Genomic DNA, 17,282 nt, shown 5'->3' with positions numbered 1-17,282 from the left:
GGCAAGGGGATATTGTGGGCAGAAGTGGGTATTTCAGCCTCAATTTATCTGCTAATTCAGTGATGAGAGGACGTTTAGACGCAAGAAGGACGCTGAAGAGCTTAGTTGCGGATTTGAGGTATATATAAAACGGCACACATCGCTCACTCCTTTTTTCCCGCTGTGATATTCCAGCATTGGGTAACGATGTAAGGAATAATCTTGCAACAACTCAGCTAACGGACTTTCACCATCCGGCAAAAAAACGGCTATGTCATAATTCGTAGAAAGTACATCACAAATTCTACGGCTCATAATTTGTCCACCACCCACCGTTCTTCTGCCTTCTACCAGAAGAATACGAGATTTACACATATCAGTTCAATCGAATAAAACATTGGAATAAGGCAGATAAGGACCACCAAACTCGGTATCGAAAAGTATCTTACTTAAAGAATAAAGACAATACATCATAATAAAAAGCCATATCAATAGCTTGTTGCGGAAACCGCGGGACACATAAATGAATAATGGTAAAATAACCAATTCCAAAATCTTGAAATATCCAGACCCACGAGTGGCAAATTCGGAGTTAGAATTAAACATCATATAAATCAGTACACCGCAGAAATACATATTAAACAGAAAATTCCATGTGTAGGAATCTACTTTGGCATTACTTTTACACCCAAAAAGCATGAATAAGATGATGCTTCGCAATAAGAAAGAAATATTCAGCCCCAAACTTTTCCCATAAGTATCCGTATAAGCCGTATAAAACTGGATTTTTGACTGTATATGCGGAAACGGAATGTATGCCATACTCCACTGTAACAAATCGTTAATACTAAATATATAGAAACTAAAGAAAACACAGAACAGAAACAGTACCTGTTTTCTGGTAAATACGTGTCTTCTCAACAGCAGTGCCGGAAGCGCTATAAGAGCAGAATAGTGAAAAAGAACAGCCAGAAAAAAAAAGAAAAATGCTTTTTTTATATGCGATCTCACTATTTCGTGAAAAAACAATAACATAAGGCTCATCGCCAGCCCATAGCGAATTTGCCCCATATCGTTTATCAGCAGAATCGTGACAAAATAAACTACCAGACTAACTAATGGATAAAAAGAATATTTGTGAATAAAAAAAACTTTCAAAGAGACTGCCAAAACAGCTGTTGCCAATAAGAACAATTGAAAGCTAGCGAAAGGTTTCCAAAACCATACCCATAATTTAAAAGCTGGCTCCAACAATGACACTTGAAGAATATCATCTGAATCCTCAAATATGTTTTCATAGCTTTCATAATCAAAACCTACATTATGTCCTCGTAATCCAGCAAACAAAATAAGAACAAGAACAGAAAGGGAATAAATTAAAAGCCTTATCTTCCTACCAGAATTATACAAACCGGAAAAAGACATGAAAACAAGCCATGAAAAAAGCAAAAGATAAGCACTCATTATTTAATGAGTTTTTCCCACAAATGAATTATCTTTTCCACTTTAAACTCTTCACTTTTCGTCAAAGCATGCTTTGCATATAAATGCTGACGTGCAACATTACCAGCTAACTCATCTATCTCTTTCGCAAGCATTTCAACATCACCAGTAGGTACTAATACACCGTTAACACCATTATCAACTATATCTTTAGGACCTGTTTCACAATCAAAACTTACGATAGGCAATCCCATAGCCAAAGCCTCAATAAGAACCAATGGCAGACCTTCAAATCGTGATGACATTACATACATAGATGCATTTCGGTAAAGAGATATAACATCCTGACAAAAAGGTTCAAAAACAATAGAATCTAAATTTAAACATAAAGCTTGCTTTCTCAGACTACTTTCCAATTCACCTCCACCTACAATGCGAAGTTGCCAGCCTTCCTTTCGACATTTAGTCAAAGCCCACGCATCAATAAGCATATCAAAACCCTTTTGGTAAGTAAAACGTCCTATTGCCAACACGCATCTGACATCCAATGGAGAAGGTTTGTCTACCCTAATAGTTATAGGATTAGGGATGCAAACGACATTATCAGCATGATAACGCATCTTGAAAATAGATTTATCATCTTGTGTTAATACTACTATTTTCTCCGCATAGCGAGCAGCCAATCTACGAGCCAAATTTGAAGTTATAGGATTCCACTCAACATTAGCATTAAAATGTTCCCAACTTAAAATACGTATATTCATACCTATCAAAGCAGGAATACTAATTAAAGACATCGCACTGCATACATCAATCCAGTAATCCGGTTGGATATTCCGAGCTATCTTTCTTACTTTAAATAAATTAGGGAGATATCCTATGTATATATTAGATTTCCTTGACTTCTTTATATAATATATTTTCACTTCATTAGACAATTCAAAAAAAGGTTTTTCTCCCTTATGAATAGAAACAATGCAAACAGACACACCTCCCTTATTTGCCCAATAATTTGCTAACAAGGTGGTCATACGTTCAGTACCACCTGTATTGTGCAAAGAATTTATCAAAAACACTAACTTACGCATGAATCAGTTTTTTTATTTTTATAAAAGAACTTACAACTATATATTTAAACACAGGAAATAAAGAACAAAGGATACTATAGATAATTTTATATTTACCCGTACATCGTTCGAAAGGTTTCAATAGCCTGTCTATTGATTCTATCTTATTCCTCAACGGTAATCTATAACTACATTGTACACTAGCTAAAAACAAAATTTCCCGAATAATATAATCAGATAGAAGAGACTGTATAATAGGATCCGTTGTCTTAAATAGAAATTTTTTCTTTAAATCAATAATGCACATTCCTTCCGATGCAATTCTGCTGTGTTTATCATTCTTTTTAATCCTCATATCAGTAAGCGCGCCCGAGCGCTCATAATATAAATAAGTTATATCAGAAACGAAACAAAGTTTTTTTATATTCCACATTACTAAAAATGTAAAGTACATATCATCAACTAGTCTAGTTTGGGGCGCACATAATATTTCATTTCTTCTTAAAAAGTCTAAGTTATATAGCTTATTCCATAAAGGAGTATGTACTTTTCTAAGTTTACGAGACAAGTAAAGTTTTTTTAATCCATCCGAGAAGCCTGTAAACATATCTTCATATACCCAATCTTTACTAACGACTTTATTCTCTTTTTTCCTAACATAAGAACCCACAACCATATCTGCATCTGTCTCTAATATTCTTTTATGAAGAATAGAAATACATTCAGGCACAATTTCGTCATCACTATCCATAAAATACAGATATTTCCCCTTCGCTTCTCTTACTGCAATATTCCTACATTCACTCAATCCTTTATTTACTAAATTATCTATAATCCGTATATCGTTTTTTCGTAAATGAGTAGTAACTATCTCGTTCACAAGTTCCATACTTCTATCAGTACCTTTATCATCAACAATAAGAAACTCTATACTTTCAAAGTTTTGATTCAAAGCAGAAAACAATGCTGTATGAATATACTTTTCAACATTATAGACAGGTATACTCAATGTCACTTCATAATTTTTCATTATCTAATTATCCTTAGTTTCTTAAAAATACTCATTTTAATTCGTACAAGTAAATTCGCATTACTCTCTCCCAACAACCTCAAAAAAGCGACCCTGACTCTGCGCCCTCGAGTCAACCACGACCCCGCAAAGTGATGAATAGTATAGGTATGTTTCGTTACTTCTATTTTTCCGTTGAGATAAGATTTGGCGGTAAGGTAATCCGAAGGGAATAAATACATCATGCTGGAATCAAAAGGAATACCGACAGAATTTCTTTCTCTCAAAACATAATTATCAGTCAGTATTTCGAACAAAACAGAAGGTAAAGGACGCATGTCAAACGTTCCATCTTCTTTCAAAAAAGATCGTCTTTCATAATAAGACAAAATTTTTTTCAAAAAAAGGCTGTATCTTTCTGCTCCAAATACACCAGCCTCCACCCCTTTCTCCGATTCCAAGCCCAAAATATAGGGCGATGCCAACAAATCATCAAAAGGTCTTACTACTTCTACATCCATATCCATATAAATTCCGCCGTAATTATAAACCGCATATAAGCGGATATAATCAGCAGCAAAAGCATACTTCTGCGCTTCAAATGCTTCCTTTACCCATTGAGAGGTCTTGATATCAAAACGCTCCAAGTCCCACAATACAAACTCATAGTCCGGAAGGAATTTCTTCCAGCTATCCATACAACGCTGTAACTTTTCGGGAATAGGATCACCGCTCAACCAACAATAATGAATAACTTTAGGTATCATACTATTATATTTTTATTTACGTTGTTTCTTCTGTAAGCCACTCTCATAATTCCTAACAGTTTACCAGCCCCATCCAGAACTCCCTGAATTCTTCTTCCGTCATTGCGCGGCGCAGGCATGCCAAAAGTCGCAGCAGGCTGTCGTGCCTCGCCCCTCTTCCCTTTTTATTTTTTGGTAGGTGTAGGGACTTATCCCTGCTTCTATGCATAAGTCAATCTGGTGAATACCCAAACGGTTACGCACTTCTTCAATCTTTTTTCCCCAGTTAAGAGGAGTAATGACATCATTTGTCAGTTGTTTCATGTTAACTTTATTGAATTATAACAAATTATTGTATTAGGATTACACCTATACGTGTAATCCACTACGGATTATTCTCTCTAACTTCACCGGAAATTTCAAAACCCAAAGAAATAATGAACGAATGTAAAATGTCACTGTTCCAAAACCCCATCGCACCCCAGCGAAACCCGCAGGGACGAATCCTAAAAGCTGCCACACTGACTCCCGCCATGGAAGTGACCCCTGCCGATGTGTATCAACTCATCACCTGCAACGAACCGTTGCGCCTTGCCACCTTACAGGTGCGGAACGCCGCCGACATACGCGCCGCCAAAGCCTCCCTGTTGCCCTACGTCACTCCCTGCGGCGTATTCACCCGCCGCAACTGCCGCTCGTTGCTGAAAACCTCCGGACTGGTAGTGGTGGACATCGACCATTTGGACTCCCTCCAAGAGGCCGAGCAAATGCGCCGGACACTCTTCGATGATCCGTTCCTATGTCCCGTACTCTGCTTTGTAAGTCCCGGCGGACGAGGAGTGAAAGCCTTTGTGCCCTATCGGCAGGAACATGCCGCCGATGCCGCACAAAATGCCGCAGAAAGCATGTATTGGGCAATGAACTACGTAGAGATGGCCTACGGAGGCGATACGCAAGACAAGCCCACAGGCAAAGGCGTGGACACTTCAGGCAAGGACATCGTGCGTGCCTGTTTCCTGTGCCATGATCCCGAAGCCTTGTTCAGAGAACAGAAAAAACCTCTTCCATGCCCCATAAATCACAACTTATAAATCACAACATGTTTAAATCATTAGAAAAACTCACAGCTGCCATCGAAGCAGCCTGCGCAGACATCGCGCCCTCTTATGCCGAATACGTACAACTTGCCATGGCGATAGCCACCGATTGCGGTGAAGGAGGGCGAGCTGGATTCCACCGCATCTGCCGTCTCTCGCCCAAATATCAGTCAGCCCATGCCGACCGCCTATACACCAACGCCTTAAAGAACGGGAAAGGAAGCGTACACTTGGGTACAGCATTCCACCTTGCCCAAGCGGTAGGTGTGAACATCTGCGAAGAGAAACTGACAAAACAGACAAAAAATGCACAAAATGCCAAAAATGCACCGGTTCCCCTTCCTCACACACACGCGCACGTACCTTATATTGCGGACAAAGACTTACAGTCCGGCACCGACGACTTCCCGGAGCGTGAAGAAGAAAAGACACCCGGCAGCGAACCCTTGCTGCCCCTCCCCCTGCTGCCCGAAGCCGAATGGCCGCAGCCCTTGCAACGCATCCGCGACTGCGACGCCACAGGGCCGCAACGCGACGTATTGCTGCTCGGAGCTCTCACCGCATTGGGAGCCTGCATGGAACGTAAGGCCCGCTGCCTATACGGGGGCAAAATGCAATCGCCCTGCCTCCAGACCTTCATCGTGGCGCCCCCCGCTGCGGGCAAAGGGGTACTGGGATTCATACGCCTGCTGATAGAGCCTATACACGACGAGATACGCCAGCAAGTGGGACAGCAGATGGACGTCTACAAGAAAGCGAAAAACAGCTACAACGCCTTGGGCAAAGAGCGCGGACAAGTGGAAGAACCACAGATGCCCCCCAACAAGATGTTCATCATATCGGGCAACAACACAGGCACGGGAATCCTGCAAAATATCATGGATGCCAACGGCACGGGAATTATCTTTGAAACGGAGGCGGACACCATTTCCACTGCCATCGGCACGGACTACGGTCATTGGAGTGACACGCTGCGCAGGGCTTTCGACCACGATTTCCTCTCGTACAACCGCCGCACGGAGCAGGAATATCGCGAAATCAAGAAGTCCTACCTCTCCATTCTCCTATCCGGAACGCCGGCGCAAGTGAAACCACTCATACCCTCGGTAGAGAACGGGCTTTTCTCCCGACAGATTTTCTACTATATGCCTGCCATACATGAGTGGAAGGATCAGTTCGACAACCACGACACCGACATGGAAAGCCTCTTTGCCACCATGGGCGAGGAATGGAAGCGGCAGTTGGAAAAATTGAAACAGGGAGGCCTCTACACCCTGAAGTTTACCGAAGAACAGCGCAGCGAGTTCAACAGCCGCTTCGCCGCCCTCTTCCGGCATGCCTATGCCAATCAGGGCAACGAAATGAGCAGCTCCGTGGCACGTATGGCAGTAAATATCTGCCGCATAGCCACCATCGTCGGACTGCTGCGAGGAAACCTCACCCCTGATACCGAGCTCCCCACGGACAACCTGAAAGACGGTATCATCACCCGTTGGGACATCCACCTCTCCACAGTCGACTTCGAGGCGGTAATCGGACTCGTGGAACCGTTTTACCAGCACGCTACGCACATCCTGTCTTTCCTGCCAAAGACAGAAGTAAGCCGACGCACCAACGCCGACCGGGACAATTTCTTCCACGATATGCCGCAAGCCTTCAACCGTACGGAACTGTTGGAACACGCTGCCCAAAAGGGCGTTAACCCCAATACCGTGCTGAGCTGGCTAAGGCGTCTATTGAAACAGGGTGCCTTACAGGAAGACGCCCATATATATACACGCACGCGTGTGTGAGGAAGCGAGACCTCTGCATTTTCTGCATTTAGTGCATTTTTCAGTGCCACTATCCGTCCTGTCCCTGTAAAGAGCCACTTCAGAGAGCTAAAGTTCAACTCCGGCTCTTCCAAGTAGCTCTTTACAGTTGAAATCACGGCTCTCCCAGCACCTCTACAATCAGCCGCACTTGTGCCGGGGTATACGTCCTTGTCTTCTCCGAAGGCATCAGCGCCCGGAGTTCGCTCCGCAAGGTGGGGTGAAAATCTATCCATTGGTTCAGTTTACGAAAAGCCGCCTGCGGGCACAGGTCGGGAAAATAGGTCTGCGCCAGTTCGGTACGGCCATACATATGTGTCTTGAATTCTCCCATATCTTTTTGAGTTTCAGTTCTTATTATACTCCAAAGGTACATAAAAACATTCATACAAATGAACATTTATTCAACTATAACGAACCATAATGAACCCGAACGGACAGAAACCTGCAAACCAGCTTTTACCGTGTCGTATCTTTGCCATGTGATCACAAAATAGTTGACAATTGACAATTCATAATTTAAAATTCAAAAAAGTATGATTCGTTACAAAAAGTATCAAATTACAGGAGAGAACAATTCTCACAACGGTCTTTGGTATGCCCGTCCTCTCATTGAAGACACCTTCGACACCGAAAAGCTTGCCAAGCACATGGCAAACCACAACACGCCCTATTCCGCCGGGTTAATCAAAGGCGTGCTCACCGACATGATTTCCTGCATCAAGGAGCTTATCTTGGACGGCAAGAACGTGAAGCTGGACGACCTCGCCATTTTTTCCGTAGGCATCGTCAGCAAGAAAGGCGCTGCCTCGGCTGCCGACTTCACGCTGGCGGACAATGTAAAGGGGCTGAAGCTCCGTGCCCGTGCCACCGGAGAGTTGAGCAACGCCCAAATCAACTTGGAAGGCCAGTTGAAAGAGGCTTCCAAGTACACCACCGGGGAAGATACGCCCACCGGAGGCGGAAGCGACTTAGAAGAGGGACAAGAGGAGAATCCGCTGGGATAAATATTAAGCATTAAATATTAATTCATATTTAAACAACATGAGCACAAAATCAAAATCTGTATGGGGCATCGTCCTCAAAGCACTTGTGGCGGTAGCTACCGCCCTTGCCGGAGTATTCGGTATCAGTTCCTGCATAGGACGATGAGAACCGTTACCCTGCTTGTTATTCACTGCTCGACCACGCCTCAGGGCGTGAGCCTGAGCTTTGAAGATTGCCGACGGGAGCACATCCTGCACCGGGGATTCCGGGACATCGGATATCACTTCTACGTGACACGTGACGGAGAAATTCACCGAGGACGTCCGATAGAAAAGATGGGTGCGCATTGCCGAGGGCATAACCGCTATTCCATAGGCATCTGCTACGAGGGCGGCCTTACTGCCTCGGGACAACCTGCCGACACCCGCACGCTGCTGCAAAAGGCTTCACTACTGGCGTTGCTGCGGGAGTTGAAACAACTTTTTCCACAAGCGCTGATTGTGGGACATCATGACCTGAATCCGATGAAACCATGCCCCTGCTTCAATACAGTGGCGGAGTACAGGGGGCTTTGAAACTATTATACTATACGTCTTGGGGGATGCTAACACACTAACCCGTTATCAACTTTATCACACTATCAGGTGCACACCATCTGTGATAATAATCACGCGCTCCCTTCTCCAACTTTTTTCTGAAAGACTCATCATTCATAATACGCTCCACCGCCTCTTTTATCTCCGCTTCATTATGAACAAAGTAGACAGTTTCGCCATCGATTAAAGGAGACGGCAACTCATTCTTCATTGGCATACTGATAATGGCTTTACCCATGGCAAGAAACTCACACATCTTCCAGCCATGGCATCCCCATACGGCAGGAAGATTGAACACACACACCGACTGTTTGCTTTTATTGATGTAATCTCTGTAACTATATCGAGTACTATAACTGATATTCTTACCGCTTGAATTATACAATGGTTTTTCCACAGACCATAAGCCGCCCTCAAAACAAACCGAATCCATTGACGAAACCGCATCCAAATATATCAGTCTCCCATCATTCACTGCATCGATATAAGCATCGTATTGCGGATGATTCCTATATTTCCACAAAGAGGAAATAAAGAAAAGATAAAACGGCCGGACAGCCGGGCTTGCATTTTCCAGTTCTGACATGTTGATGCGTTTGAATCTGGCGGAAACACACTCTTTGAGAAATGGCAGGGGCTTCTTAAGTATCTTTCTACGGAGCAGAAACAGGACAATGGTACTATGCAGTGCATTCAATACAGTCCTACAATATCCGTGAGCCGGAGTAGCTGTACCCGGCGGTATTGACAAAATTTTCGCCTTGTATTTTTCGGGAAGTTTATCTTTTTCAAAATTAATTTTGGCATAGACATCACACCACTCATACATTTTATCCCTGATATAAGTTTTATCATTGTAGTCAACCACAAACTTCCGGATACGATTTCCGTTTTTTACGACAAACAAAAGCATGCGGGGATCTTCACCTCCGGCAGGGTCATCGCTTGGGATAAGTTTAGTCATATCAACCTCTCGAAAATATTTCAAGGTATATATCACGTTTTGACTGCCAAACACCTGACATAACCCCTTTATATAATAAGAAGAATAAACACGGTCACAGCGGAAGTCTATGTATACTTTTGTTTTCATTAAATATTTTGTTAGCGTCCCATGAAACTTCCAGATGTAAATGTTTTAAGCAATAAATCATAGATTTTCCGAGACTGGTTACAGTAATCGTATTGTTTTTTCAACGTTTCTGATATTCTTTCCAACTCCTCCGGAGCGACCTTGTTCTCCAATAACAGCAATATCTTTTCCGCTAAAGCATGCTCATCCGTAGCTGGACTATAGTAGTTCAGTAACCCCATAGTCGTTTCGTATAAAGCGGTTTCCTTAGTAGTTAAAACAGGCACTTTATGAATGGCCGCCTCAATGGGAGTATAACCAAATCCTTCTAATAAGGATGGATGGATAAAGAGATCGGTAAACTGGAAATAACGAGATAACTCATCGTCTGCCAATGGCTGTGAAATATGAATGATAAAACGCTCCAAATGGTTCTTCTGAATAAAAGGAAGCGCCTCCTTTTCCCAAGAATCGTCCGCAAGATTGATAACGCGACCGATTATCACCAGTTTCCGGTTAATCTGTTCCTTTATCAGGTTATACGCTTTCAATAAAGTAAGCACATTCTTATACTTCAACAGTGAACTCACATAAAGCAAATATCCTGCTTGCAAAGGAGAAGTGCCATAGTATGTATCATCAACCGCCACGCTGTTATAGATTGTTTCTATTTTAGACCGGGATATAAACGGATATACTCTCTCAATCTCCTTTTTTACATAATCGGAAATAGTGATAATTCTTTCGCTTCTTAACAAGATAAACGGAAAAAGCAAAGCATATACCACGCGTGGTAATCCTTTATACACTTTCAGCGGCTGAAGGTCATGGACTGTTTGAACAATTTTCTTTTTTGTAAACAGATAGCCCAGACAAGACGGATGCGGTGAAAATACAACATCTGCATCACTCTGGTTTACCAAACGAGACCAGTAATACCCTTTTACTACCAAACGAAATCTGCATACTTTTAAAGATTCACACTTTATACTCTCATAATCAGGGAATGTATTTGTTACATAATCGTACAGTTTTGGCTCACATAATATCGTTACATCTTTATATCCATTCTTTACGAAACCGGAAAGAGTGCGCAGTGCATATATCGTAACGCCGGAATAGATAGAATCATGCCCCGACAAATCAAATAAAATCTTCATACTATTTTCTATGTACATCGTTTTTGAATTTTTGGATTACAGCAGCGAAGGTTAGGATTTTGAAACTAGTATACTATACGTCTTTTTTGGATGCTAACCATTTTTATATTTTCAGAATCCACCAATTAATATTTATGTATCAGGCTTAGTATTCTGCCTATTCCTTGCCGCATTGAGCTATTAATGCCACACAGGATAAGCAGGAATAATACACTAAAAATCATCACAGGCACAACTGTATATAAAATTAAGAGTCGATAGTTTCCCCCAAAGTTTGTTGGCATCACAGAAAACATAATCATACAAATCACCACTGCTACCGCTCCGGCCACAAAACATTTGAAATAGAGTTTCCAGTAGTGAAGTACGGAGATTCTGAATCCCCAACCAAACAAGAAGTAAGGTTTCCATAGGAAGATAATCAATAACAAACTCAGTAGAACACCTGCCAGGATACCGGGTAATCCCCACAGATAGCCAAACCAAATGGAGCAACCGATATTGATGCACGCTTCTACCACTGTTGCCCATACATCCTGAAAAAGTCCGTAAGCATTATTAAAAGAATCTATAATATTACGCACCAAGTCTACAAAAAGAATGGCAGTAATCAATAACAATGTTGTATGATCCAATATATATTCCTCACCAATCCACAGAGAAATAAAAGGACCAACCAGCATATAGTAACCATAGCACACCACCGCTACAATATAAAAGCGGAGAGAAAACAATTCATTAAAAACGGAAACGGTACGTTCCTTATTATTCTCCGCCACCAAATTGCCGATACCCGCATTAATACTGTTGAAAATAGCGCTTACCAACATTTGTAATCCGGTGGCAACCAACATATAATTACCGTAAACAGCAACCAGCGAAAGGGAAGCGTATGCATAAATAATAATGGAGCTGGATTGGGTAAAAGCAAATCCACCGACTCTATGAAAGAAAATTTGCTTGGTCTTCCTGATAATCTCCTCATGCTTCTTGTGGAGCAATCCGCCCAATTGAGGTTGCGGACGCAACCAAGGGTATTCGCGATGTAGCACATATTCTATAACCACTGTAGTTGCTATACCCATTAAAAACTCAAGTATCAACCAATAAACATAGCCGTTTGCCAAATAGGTGATAGCCAATATTTGGGCTACGACTTTCACGACCTTAACACCTTGTATATTCAGAGTGATTTTATATTCCTTTTGATCGGCTGTCAGAACAATTTGCTTATAATTAAAAATATATCCTAACAAAGCACTAAACAGAAGAACGGAAAAGGATGCATAAGTGTACCATAAAGGAACTTTCGCTTTTTCAAAGATTAACGGGAAAAAGCACATCAGTACACAAGCAGCAACAACTACCACAATCGCAACTTTTCGATAGAGCCAGCCTTGTACGGAAACGATTTCATTGATAGTCTGAGAATCTTTATTAAAAAGAGGCCTATAAAGTGCATAAGAAATGGCACTTCCAATTCCCAATTCTGCCAAATTCAAGAAGCCCAACAGGTTTTGTGCAGTTGTATTCAGTCCCAGTACTTCCGCTCCCAAATAGTCAAGAAAGACTTTGCGGGAGAAGAATTGGAGAACTAAATTAATGAAATAAAAGATAAGGGCTACCTTCGCATTTTTGATGCTCTTGGCAGTCCGGGAAGATTCAGGCACGTGTTTGTTATTTAAGGATATATATATATTGAAATATGAGGAAATCATGAACGTTCACTATGGCAACATTACGTTCAATGACTAAGTTCGACTTTTCAATTATCAACCCCAAGTACTCTATTACGATTGCTTTAGATGTAAATCGCATCTTTCAAAATGTTTTGTTTAAAGGAATCACGCAATGTATCTCTAAAGTTTACTACATCAATCTTAAAGTGTAATAATTGTTCCCACTCTTCTTTGATTTTCTCCAAAGTGAAGAAATCAGAATCTTGCAAAGTGACAAATACATCCAAATCGCTCTTTTCATCTTGCTGATTACGAGCGAACGAACCGAAAATACCCAAAGAACAGATTCCGTATTTATGGGCAGACGTACTCTTAAAGCGTTTCAGTAAATTTATTATTTCAGTTGTACTCCTCATTTTTACATTCAATCATACATAATGAATTGAGACATTCAGATGTTTCTATGCAAAAACAGGCATTTTTATTTTAGTTCCCTTATTTTTCTTAGAATTTCTTCCCGAACGCTATATTCATAAACGTCATAAAAAGTATCTTGATGTCAAAGCCCCAAGAACGGTGTTCCAGATAGAACAAATCGTAACGCAGGCGGCGGAGCATTTTCTCCAAAGTATCGGTATAACCATTGTAAAGAGTGGCATACGATGTGACGCCCGGACGGATCTGGAACAAATAACGATAGCGAGGATCCTCCTTCATTATTTGGTCGATAAAGAACTGACGTTCGGGACGGGGACCGATAAAGGCCATATCACCACAGAACACGTTCCAAAGCTGGGGAAGCTCATCCAAGTGGTGGTCGCGAAGAAAACGGCCTACTTTAGTCATACGGGAGTCTCCCTCACCGGCATACAGGGCCGGGCCATGCTTCTCCGCATCCAGCTTCATACTGCGAAACTTATAGATGTTGAAAGGACGACCGAAACGGCCGATACGCTCCTGCTTGAAAATAGCGGGACCACCGTCTTCACGCTTCACCGCTATATAACAGAGTAAAAATAAAGGAGAAAAAACAATGAGCGCGCCAAGGGCCAGAATACAGTCGCCGATGCGCTTTACATTACGCTCAAAGGCATTCATTCCGTCGGGAATGAAATGATCATCTTTCTCAATTGGTTCCATAAAAATATAAAAGTCTTAGTTTAGTTCTATTTTCTTCCTATTCTATCACTTCGTAAGGATAAGGGTTCTCCTCAATGTTACGAAGCTCTTCAATGATCTCGGCCTGCCCGGAGGACAACGAGGTATTGTCCCAACTCCCTATTATCTCGTGGGCTTCACGAAGCAGGGCCTCTTCATAGACCTCACCATAGCAATAAGTGAGCAAGCGCACTTTCAGCAAGGAGGCGGGAAGCTGTTCGAGTACCTCAAAAGCACGATCAAGCACAGACTGCTTATTACGCTCCTTATTACCGTAGTCATAAATCGTGGCATTATAACCTAAAAGGAGAGCCAGACAGAGATTGGCCTCTTCATCGGAGGTGCTCCCCCGGAGCAAGAAAAGAGAATCGCACTGCAGAAGGACATCCTTATTCAAACGGCAAAAGGTGTCTGAATAGATCGGCTCACCGTCTACACCAAGATACATCAGCTCGTGAGCCAAACGCTGGAGCTCAAGAGCACGAGAAGTCAAATTATTCATTGAGAAAGGGATTTTGATGGAATATTATTGTTTCTTGAAAACAATGTTTGAATTATTACTTGATTATCTTCAAATAAGATTTGGGAACCTTGACACTTGCGGTCAGGATGTCCTTGATACGGATAACGACATACGTCCTGTTGGCATTTGTGGCAACCTCGCCTTCAACGCCGGTGAGATCGCCCTTGACAACACGCACCCTGTCGCCTACAACAAGGGAGCCATTGTCGAAGCTGACACCGTCGGGATTCAGGTCCATCACGAACATGAAATCGGACATCTGTTTGTCCGGAACCACAAGCATGGAACGGGTGAAGAGGTCTTTCATATAGAAAAGACGCACGCCATAGACATTGGAAAGGTCGCAGGCCGTCTGCTTGGTGGTACGGATAAAGACCAGATTGCGGATGACAGGGACTTCACTGCGCTTGCGGCGGTACTTCAATTGGGAAACCACAATACGGGTGGGAAGGTAATAATCGACATCCAAATGCTCCTCAGACTTCAACCGGGAAAGGGATTTGCATATGGCAAACTCCTGCTTGTCACGAGTGCGGGCAGCAAACCAATATTTCTGTGTTTCAGACACTTAAAAGTAATATAATTTAAAGGGGATCCTTCGGGTTAGGGTGCGCTTCGCGGTTTGAACGGGACATTTCTGACCATTCAAACCGTACGATGTTAGTTTAGCTTCTATAAAGTATTGCAAACGAATGAGTTAAAAGCAAAAAGTGTTTTTTAAACGTTCGTTTAAAAAACACCTCTTTTACAGATTTCTCCAACACGTGAAATTGTTAAAATATAAACGCATTTATTTCAGAGCACTACGGAAGCAATGCATTAATAATCAAAGCAATGTATCTAAATAAAAATAAATCATCCATTTATTTACATCAAATATTTTGCCAATAATAAAAACACTCGTATCTTTGCGTTTATTAAACGAACGTTCAAAAAACACTTTCCACATAGCTACAAAGCATAAAATCAGCCTCTTCGTTGCTACAATAATATTCCCTTTCCAAGTATATTTCTTCTGTATCAAGCAGAATCTGAAACGATTTCAGCGAACTCGGAATATAAAAAGAGAACCCTATCGGAGGTATTTTTGCATACTTGACAGGGTTCTCTTTCTCAACTGTAATCTGTACTAATTATTTTTTCCGAGGCAACTGTTTTAGCAGGTGTTCCACTGCAACTTTCAATTGTGCATCATCTCCGCTTATCATCTCTTCCGGCGTATTGTATATCAAAATATCCGGTTGCAGAGTATGATTCTCCAGATAATTGCCTTGCATATCCATGCAACCCACCTGAGGAATTCCAAATACAATGCTGGGATTGATCTGACGTTCCCACCACACAGCCGTCATTGTTCCGGCAACAGGCGTACCTACCAACTTGCCAATGCCTAAAGTCTTGTAAACAAAAGGAGCGCCATGGGCATTACTGTAATTGTCCTCACACACCAACATACAAAACGGTTTCAACCATTTATTAAACGGATCACTGCCAATATACTGCCCACGCGGAACGAAGCACTCGTATTCTCTACCGCTAAGTAACGTAACAACATCATCATGCAGCCATCCGCCACCATTATGACGAACATCCACCACTACCGCTTCCTTATTGCGGTTACGTCCCAACAATTCAGAATATATTTTGCGGAAACTCGGGCTATCCGTTCCCTTGATATGAACATAGCCGATGTGTCCACCATTGACCGGCACTGTATAAATATCTCCTTTGTAAGTGAAAGCAATCGTCGTTCCGTCAGGAGAAATAGCACAATGACGCATCCAAAGCGGGGCATCTTGTGCAAAAGCGAAGCTCGCCATGCAGACAGCGGCAAAAGCTAATAATATTTTTTTATATAATAGGTAATAAAAAAGCCTCACGACTTTTCCTTTTCGGTAAAAGTACGTGAGGCCTTGCTTATACTTTAAAGTTACCCCCTCAATTAGAGAGCACCTACTTCTTTCAAAGCAGCGTTAGTTTTGTGAACAGCAGCAGCGCTGGCAGCAAATTTAGCCTTTTCGTCAGCGTTCAATTCCAATTCTACAATCTTTTCGATACCGTTCTTGCCAAGGATAACAGGAACACCGATGCAAATATCCGATTCACTGTATTCACCTTCCAAATATACTGAACAAGGAATCATCTTCTTCTGGTTGTGGATGATAGATTCAACTACATAAGCACCTGCCGCACCCGGAGCATACCATGCAGAAGTACCCAGCAGCTTAGTCAGAGTAGCACCGCCTACCATAGTAGAAGCAACTACTTCATCCAATTTTTCCGCGCTCAACAGTGTGCTTACCGGCTGACCTTTGTAAGTAGCCAAACGAGCCAAAGGAATCATGGTAGTATCACCGTGACCACCGATAACCATACCTTCTACTTCGTTAGCATTGCAGCCCAAAGCCTGAGACAAGAAATATTTGAAGCGAGAGCTGTCCAAAGCACCACCCATACCGATGATACGATTCTTAGGAACTCCCAAAGACTTCAATGCCAAATAAGTCATAGTATCCATCGGGTTAGAAATAACTACGAGGATAGCATTCGGAGAATATTTCAGAATGTTCTGTGCAACCGACTTAACGATGCCTGCATTCACACCAATCAACTCTTCACGAGTCATACCCGGTTTACGAGGGATACCTGAAGTGATAACAACAACATCAGAGTTAGCAGTCTTCTCATAATCGTTGGTACAACCTACAACAGTGGTGTCGAAGCCCAACAGTTGAGCAGTCTGCATCATATCCATTGCTTTACCCTCTGAAACGCCTTCTTTAACATCCAGCATTACCACTTCGTCAGCCACTTCATTAAAGGCTAACACATTAGCGCATGTAGCACCTACGTTACCTGCACCTACTACGGTTACTTTTGACATAATTTCTAATTTTTTTGTTTATAAGTGTTCTATAAAGTTGCCACAAAAGTACAACGACATTCCTAATTAAA

The 17,282-nt window shown here is 42.1% G+C and carries 19 protein-coding genes and 1 pseudogene; 5 read left to right on the top strand and 15 right to left on the bottom strand.

The window, feature by feature from the left end; genetic code table 11:
- Positions 1 to 360: 360 nt before the first annotated feature.
- The 5 genes from KG118_RS15580 to KG118_RS15560 form a co-directional block, all read right to left on the bottom strand.
- A complete protein-coding gene (locus tag KG118_RS15580) occupies positions 361 to 1,443 on the bottom strand; it encodes an EpsG family protein (protein WP_117712130.1) in 1,083 nt (360 codons plus the stop codon).
- Positions 1,443 to 2,510 carry a glycosyltransferase family 4 protein gene (locus tag KG118_RS15575; RefSeq protein WP_117712132.1) on the bottom strand — a complete coding sequence of 356 codons (1,068 nt, stop codon included), beginning with the start codon at positions 2,508 to 2,510 and terminating at the stop codon, positions 1,443 to 1,445. Before KG118_RS15575 ends, KG118_RS15580 begins: the two co-directional genes overlap by 1 nt.
- Entirely contained in the window at positions 2,503 to 3,519 is a 1,017-nt protein-coding gene (locus tag KG118_RS15570) for a glycosyltransferase family 2 protein (protein WP_117712134.1), read from the bottom strand. The genes KG118_RS15575 and KG118_RS15570 overlap by 8 nt, the downstream gene beginning before the upstream one ends.
- A complete protein-coding gene (locus KG118_RS15565) occupies positions 3,519 to 4,265 on the bottom strand; it encodes a glycosyltransferase family 32 protein (RefSeq protein WP_117712136.1) in 747 nt (248 codons plus the stop codon). The genes KG118_RS15570 and KG118_RS15565 overlap by 1 nt, the downstream gene beginning before the upstream one ends.
- Before the next feature lie 99 nt (positions 4,266 to 4,364).
- The gene (locus KG118_RS15560; RefSeq protein ID WP_117712138.1) at positions 4,365 to 4,568 is read right to left on the bottom strand and encodes a helix-turn-helix transcriptional regulator; all 204 of its coding nucleotides are present in this window, start codon (positions 4,566 to 4,568) and stop codon (positions 4,365 to 4,367) included.
- A gap of 113 nt (positions 4,569 to 4,681) precedes the next feature.
- Between KG118_RS15560 and KG118_RS15555 the strand changes: the two genes are divergently transcribed.
- Both KG118_RS15555 and KG118_RS15550 read left to right on the top strand, forming a co-directional pair.
- Complete coding sequence (locus KG118_RS15555) at positions 4,682 to 5,335, top strand: BT4734/BF3469 family protein (protein WP_117712139.1); 654 nt, start codon at positions 4,682 to 4,684, stop codon at positions 5,333 to 5,335.
- 8 nt (positions 5,336 to 5,343) lie between these two features.
- On the top strand, positions 5,344 to 7,134 hold the full coding sequence (locus tag KG118_RS15550) for a DUF3987 domain-containing protein (protein ID WP_233514902.1): 1,791 nt from the start codon (positions 5,344 to 5,346) through the stop codon (positions 7,132 to 7,134).
- A gap of 133 nt (positions 7,135 to 7,267) precedes the next feature.
- Here KG118_RS15550 and KG118_RS15545 read toward each other — a convergent pair whose 3' ends face one another.
- On the bottom strand, positions 7,268 to 7,486 hold the full coding sequence (locus KG118_RS15545) for a DUF4248 domain-containing protein (RefSeq protein WP_117712283.1): 219 nt from the start codon (positions 7,484 to 7,486) through the stop codon (positions 7,268 to 7,270).
- Positions 7,487 to 7,688: 202 nt separating this feature from the next.
- Here KG118_RS15545 and KG118_RS15540 point away from each other — a divergent pair, with 202 nt between their 5' ends.
- The 3 genes from KG118_RS15540 to KG118_RS15530 are packed head-to-tail and all read left to right on the top strand — an operon-like array spanning position 7,689 to position 8,714.
- Positions 7,689 to 8,159, top strand: a complete 471-nt coding sequence (locus tag KG118_RS15540) for an HU family DNA-binding protein (protein ID WP_117712142.1) — start codon at positions 7,689 to 7,691, stop codon at positions 8,157 to 8,159.
- 37 nt (positions 8,160 to 8,196) lie between these two features.
- Positions 8,197 to 8,304, top strand: coding sequence for a smalltalk protein (locus KG118_RS17670; RefSeq protein ID WP_158561000.1), 108 nt, complete (start codon positions 8,197 to 8,199; stop codon positions 8,302 to 8,304).
- Positions 8,301 to 8,714: an N-acetylmuramoyl-L-alanine amidase gene (locus KG118_RS15530; protein WP_117712143.1), complete on the top strand. Its 414-nt coding sequence runs from the start codon at positions 8,301 to 8,303 to the stop codon at positions 8,712 to 8,714. Before KG118_RS17670 ends, KG118_RS15530 begins: the two co-directional genes overlap by 4 nt.
- 37 nt (positions 8,715 to 8,751) lie before the next feature.
- Here the strand turns inward: KG118_RS15530 and KG118_RS15525 are convergent, their stop codons facing one another.
- The 9 genes and pseudogenes from KG118_RS15525 to mdh all read right to left on the bottom strand — a co-directional run bounded on the left by KG118_RS15525 (position 8,752) and on the right by mdh (position 17,211).
- Positions 8,752 to 9,828: a glycosyltransferase gene (locus tag KG118_RS15525; protein WP_117712145.1), complete on the bottom strand. Its 1,077-nt coding sequence runs from the start codon at positions 9,826 to 9,828 to the stop codon at positions 8,752 to 8,754.
- Between the two features lie 11 nt (positions 9,829 to 9,839).
- Complete coding sequence (locus KG118_RS15520; RefSeq protein ID WP_158561001.1) at positions 9,840 to 10,967, bottom strand: glycosyltransferase family 4 protein; 1,128 nt, start codon at positions 10,965 to 10,967, stop codon at positions 9,840 to 9,842.
- 125 nt (positions 10,968 to 11,092) lie between these two features.
- Positions 11,093 to 12,637, bottom strand: coding sequence for a lipopolysaccharide biosynthesis protein (locus KG118_RS15515; RefSeq protein WP_117712149.1), 1,545 nt, complete (start codon positions 12,635 to 12,637; stop codon positions 11,093 to 11,095).
- A 131-nt stretch (positions 12,638 to 12,768) separates the two neighbouring features.
- The gene (locus KG118_RS15510) at positions 12,769 to 13,062 is read right to left on the bottom strand and encodes a nucleotidyltransferase family protein (RefSeq protein WP_117712153.1); all 294 of its coding nucleotides are present in this window, start codon (positions 13,060 to 13,062) and stop codon (positions 12,769 to 12,771) included.
- A gap of 88 nt (positions 13,063 to 13,150) precedes the next feature.
- Complete coding sequence (locus tag KG118_RS15505) at positions 13,151 to 13,786, bottom strand: sugar transferase (protein ID WP_115615955.1); 636 nt, start codon at positions 13,784 to 13,786, stop codon at positions 13,151 to 13,153.
- A gap of 37 nt (positions 13,787 to 13,823) precedes the next feature.
- Positions 13,824 to 14,306 carry a UpxZ family transcription anti-terminator antagonist gene (locus tag KG118_RS15500; protein ID WP_117712154.1) on the bottom strand — a complete coding sequence of 161 codons (483 nt, stop codon included), beginning with the start codon at positions 14,304 to 14,306 and terminating at the stop codon, positions 13,824 to 13,826.
- 55 nt (positions 14,307 to 14,361) lie between these two features.
- Entirely contained in the window at positions 14,362 to 14,895 is a 534-nt protein-coding gene (locus tag KG118_RS15495; protein WP_004292395.1) for a UpxY family transcription antiterminator, read from the bottom strand.
- Positions 14,896 to 15,460: 565 nt separating this feature from the next.
- Positions 15,461 to 16,033, bottom strand: a pseudogene (locus tag KG118_RS15490) (S41 family peptidase); the annotation flags it as partial.
- A 236-nt stretch (positions 16,034 to 16,269) separates the two neighbouring features.
- Positions 16,270 to 17,211: a malate dehydrogenase gene (gene mdh / locus KG118_RS15485; protein ID WP_117712156.1), complete on the bottom strand. Its 942-nt coding sequence runs from the start codon at positions 17,209 to 17,211 to the stop codon at positions 16,270 to 16,272.
- Between the last annotated feature and the right edge of the window lie 71 nt (positions 17,212 to 17,282).

This window comes from Bacteroides propionicigenes (assembly GCF_018390535.1).
In the GTDB taxonomy this organism is placed as follows: Bacteria; Bacteroidota; Bacteroidia; order Bacteroidales; family Bacteroidaceae; genus Bacteroides; species Bacteroides propionicigenes.
This window is presented reverse-complemented; position numbering and strand designations above follow the sequence as displayed.

What these genes read in the sequence shown, in the direction of transcription:
- KG118_RS15580 (WP_117712130.1), bottom strand. Translation starts at nt 1,443, where the DNA reads ATGAGTGCTTATCTTTTGCTTTTTTCATGGCTTGTTTTCATGTCTTTT.
- KG118_RS15575 (WP_117712132.1), bottom strand. Translation starts at nt 2,510, where the DNA reads ATGCGTAAGTTAGTGTTTTTGATAAATTCTTTGCACAATACAGGTGGT.
- KG118_RS15570 (WP_117712134.1), bottom strand. Translation starts at nt 3,519, where the DNA reads ATGAAAAATTATGAAGTGACATTGAGTATACCTGTCTATAATGTTGAA.
- KG118_RS15565 (WP_117712136.1), bottom strand. Translation starts at nt 4,265, where the DNA reads ATGATACCTAAAGTTATTCATTATTGTTGGTTGAGCGGTGATCCTATT.
- KG118_RS15560 (WP_117712138.1), bottom strand. Translation starts at nt 4,568, where the DNA reads ATGAAACAACTGACAAATGATGTCATTACTCCTCTTAACTGGGGAAAA.
- KG118_RS15555 (WP_117712139.1), top strand. Translation starts at nt 4,682, where the DNA reads ATGAACGAATGTAAAATGTCACTGTTCCAAAACCCCATCGCACCCCAG.
- KG118_RS15550 (WP_233514902.1), top strand. Translation starts at nt 5,344, where the DNA reads ATGTTTAAATCATTAGAAAAACTCACAGCTGCCATCGAAGCAGCCTGC.
- KG118_RS15545 (WP_117712283.1), bottom strand. Translation starts at nt 7,486, where the DNA reads ATGGGAGAATTCAAGACACATATGTATGGCCGTACCGAACTGGCGCAG.
- KG118_RS15540 (WP_117712142.1), top strand. Translation starts at nt 7,689, where the DNA reads ATGATTCGTTACAAAAAGTATCAAATTACAGGAGAGAACAATTCTCAC.
- KG118_RS17670 (WP_158561000.1), top strand. Translation starts at nt 8,197, where the DNA reads ATGAGCACAAAATCAAAATCTGTATGGGGCATCGTCCTCAAAGCACTT.
- KG118_RS15530 (WP_117712143.1), top strand. Translation starts at nt 8,301, where the DNA reads ATGAGAACCGTTACCCTGCTTGTTATTCACTGCTCGACCACGCCTCAG.
- KG118_RS15525 (WP_117712145.1), bottom strand. Translation starts at nt 9,828, where the DNA reads ATGAAAACAAAAGTATACATAGACTTCCGCTGTGACCGTGTTTATTCT.
- KG118_RS15520 (WP_158561001.1), bottom strand. Translation starts at nt 10,967, where the DNA reads ATGAAGATTTTATTTGATTTGTCGGGGCATGATTCTATCTATTCCGGC.
- KG118_RS15510 (WP_117712153.1), bottom strand. Translation starts at nt 13,062, where the DNA reads ATGAGGAGTACAACTGAAATAATAAATTTACTGAAACGCTTTAAGAGT.
- KG118_RS15505 (WP_115615955.1), bottom strand. Translation starts at nt 13,786, where the DNA reads ATGGAACCAATTGAGAAAGATGATCATTTCATTCCCGACGGAATGAAT.
- KG118_RS15500 (WP_117712154.1), bottom strand. Translation starts at nt 14,306, where the DNA reads ATGAATAATTTGACTTCTCGTGCTCTTGAGCTCCAGCGTTTGGCTCAC.
- mdh (WP_117712156.1), bottom strand. Translation starts at nt 17,211, where the DNA reads ATGTCAAAAGTAACCGTAGTAGGTGCAGGTAACGTAGGTGCTACATGC.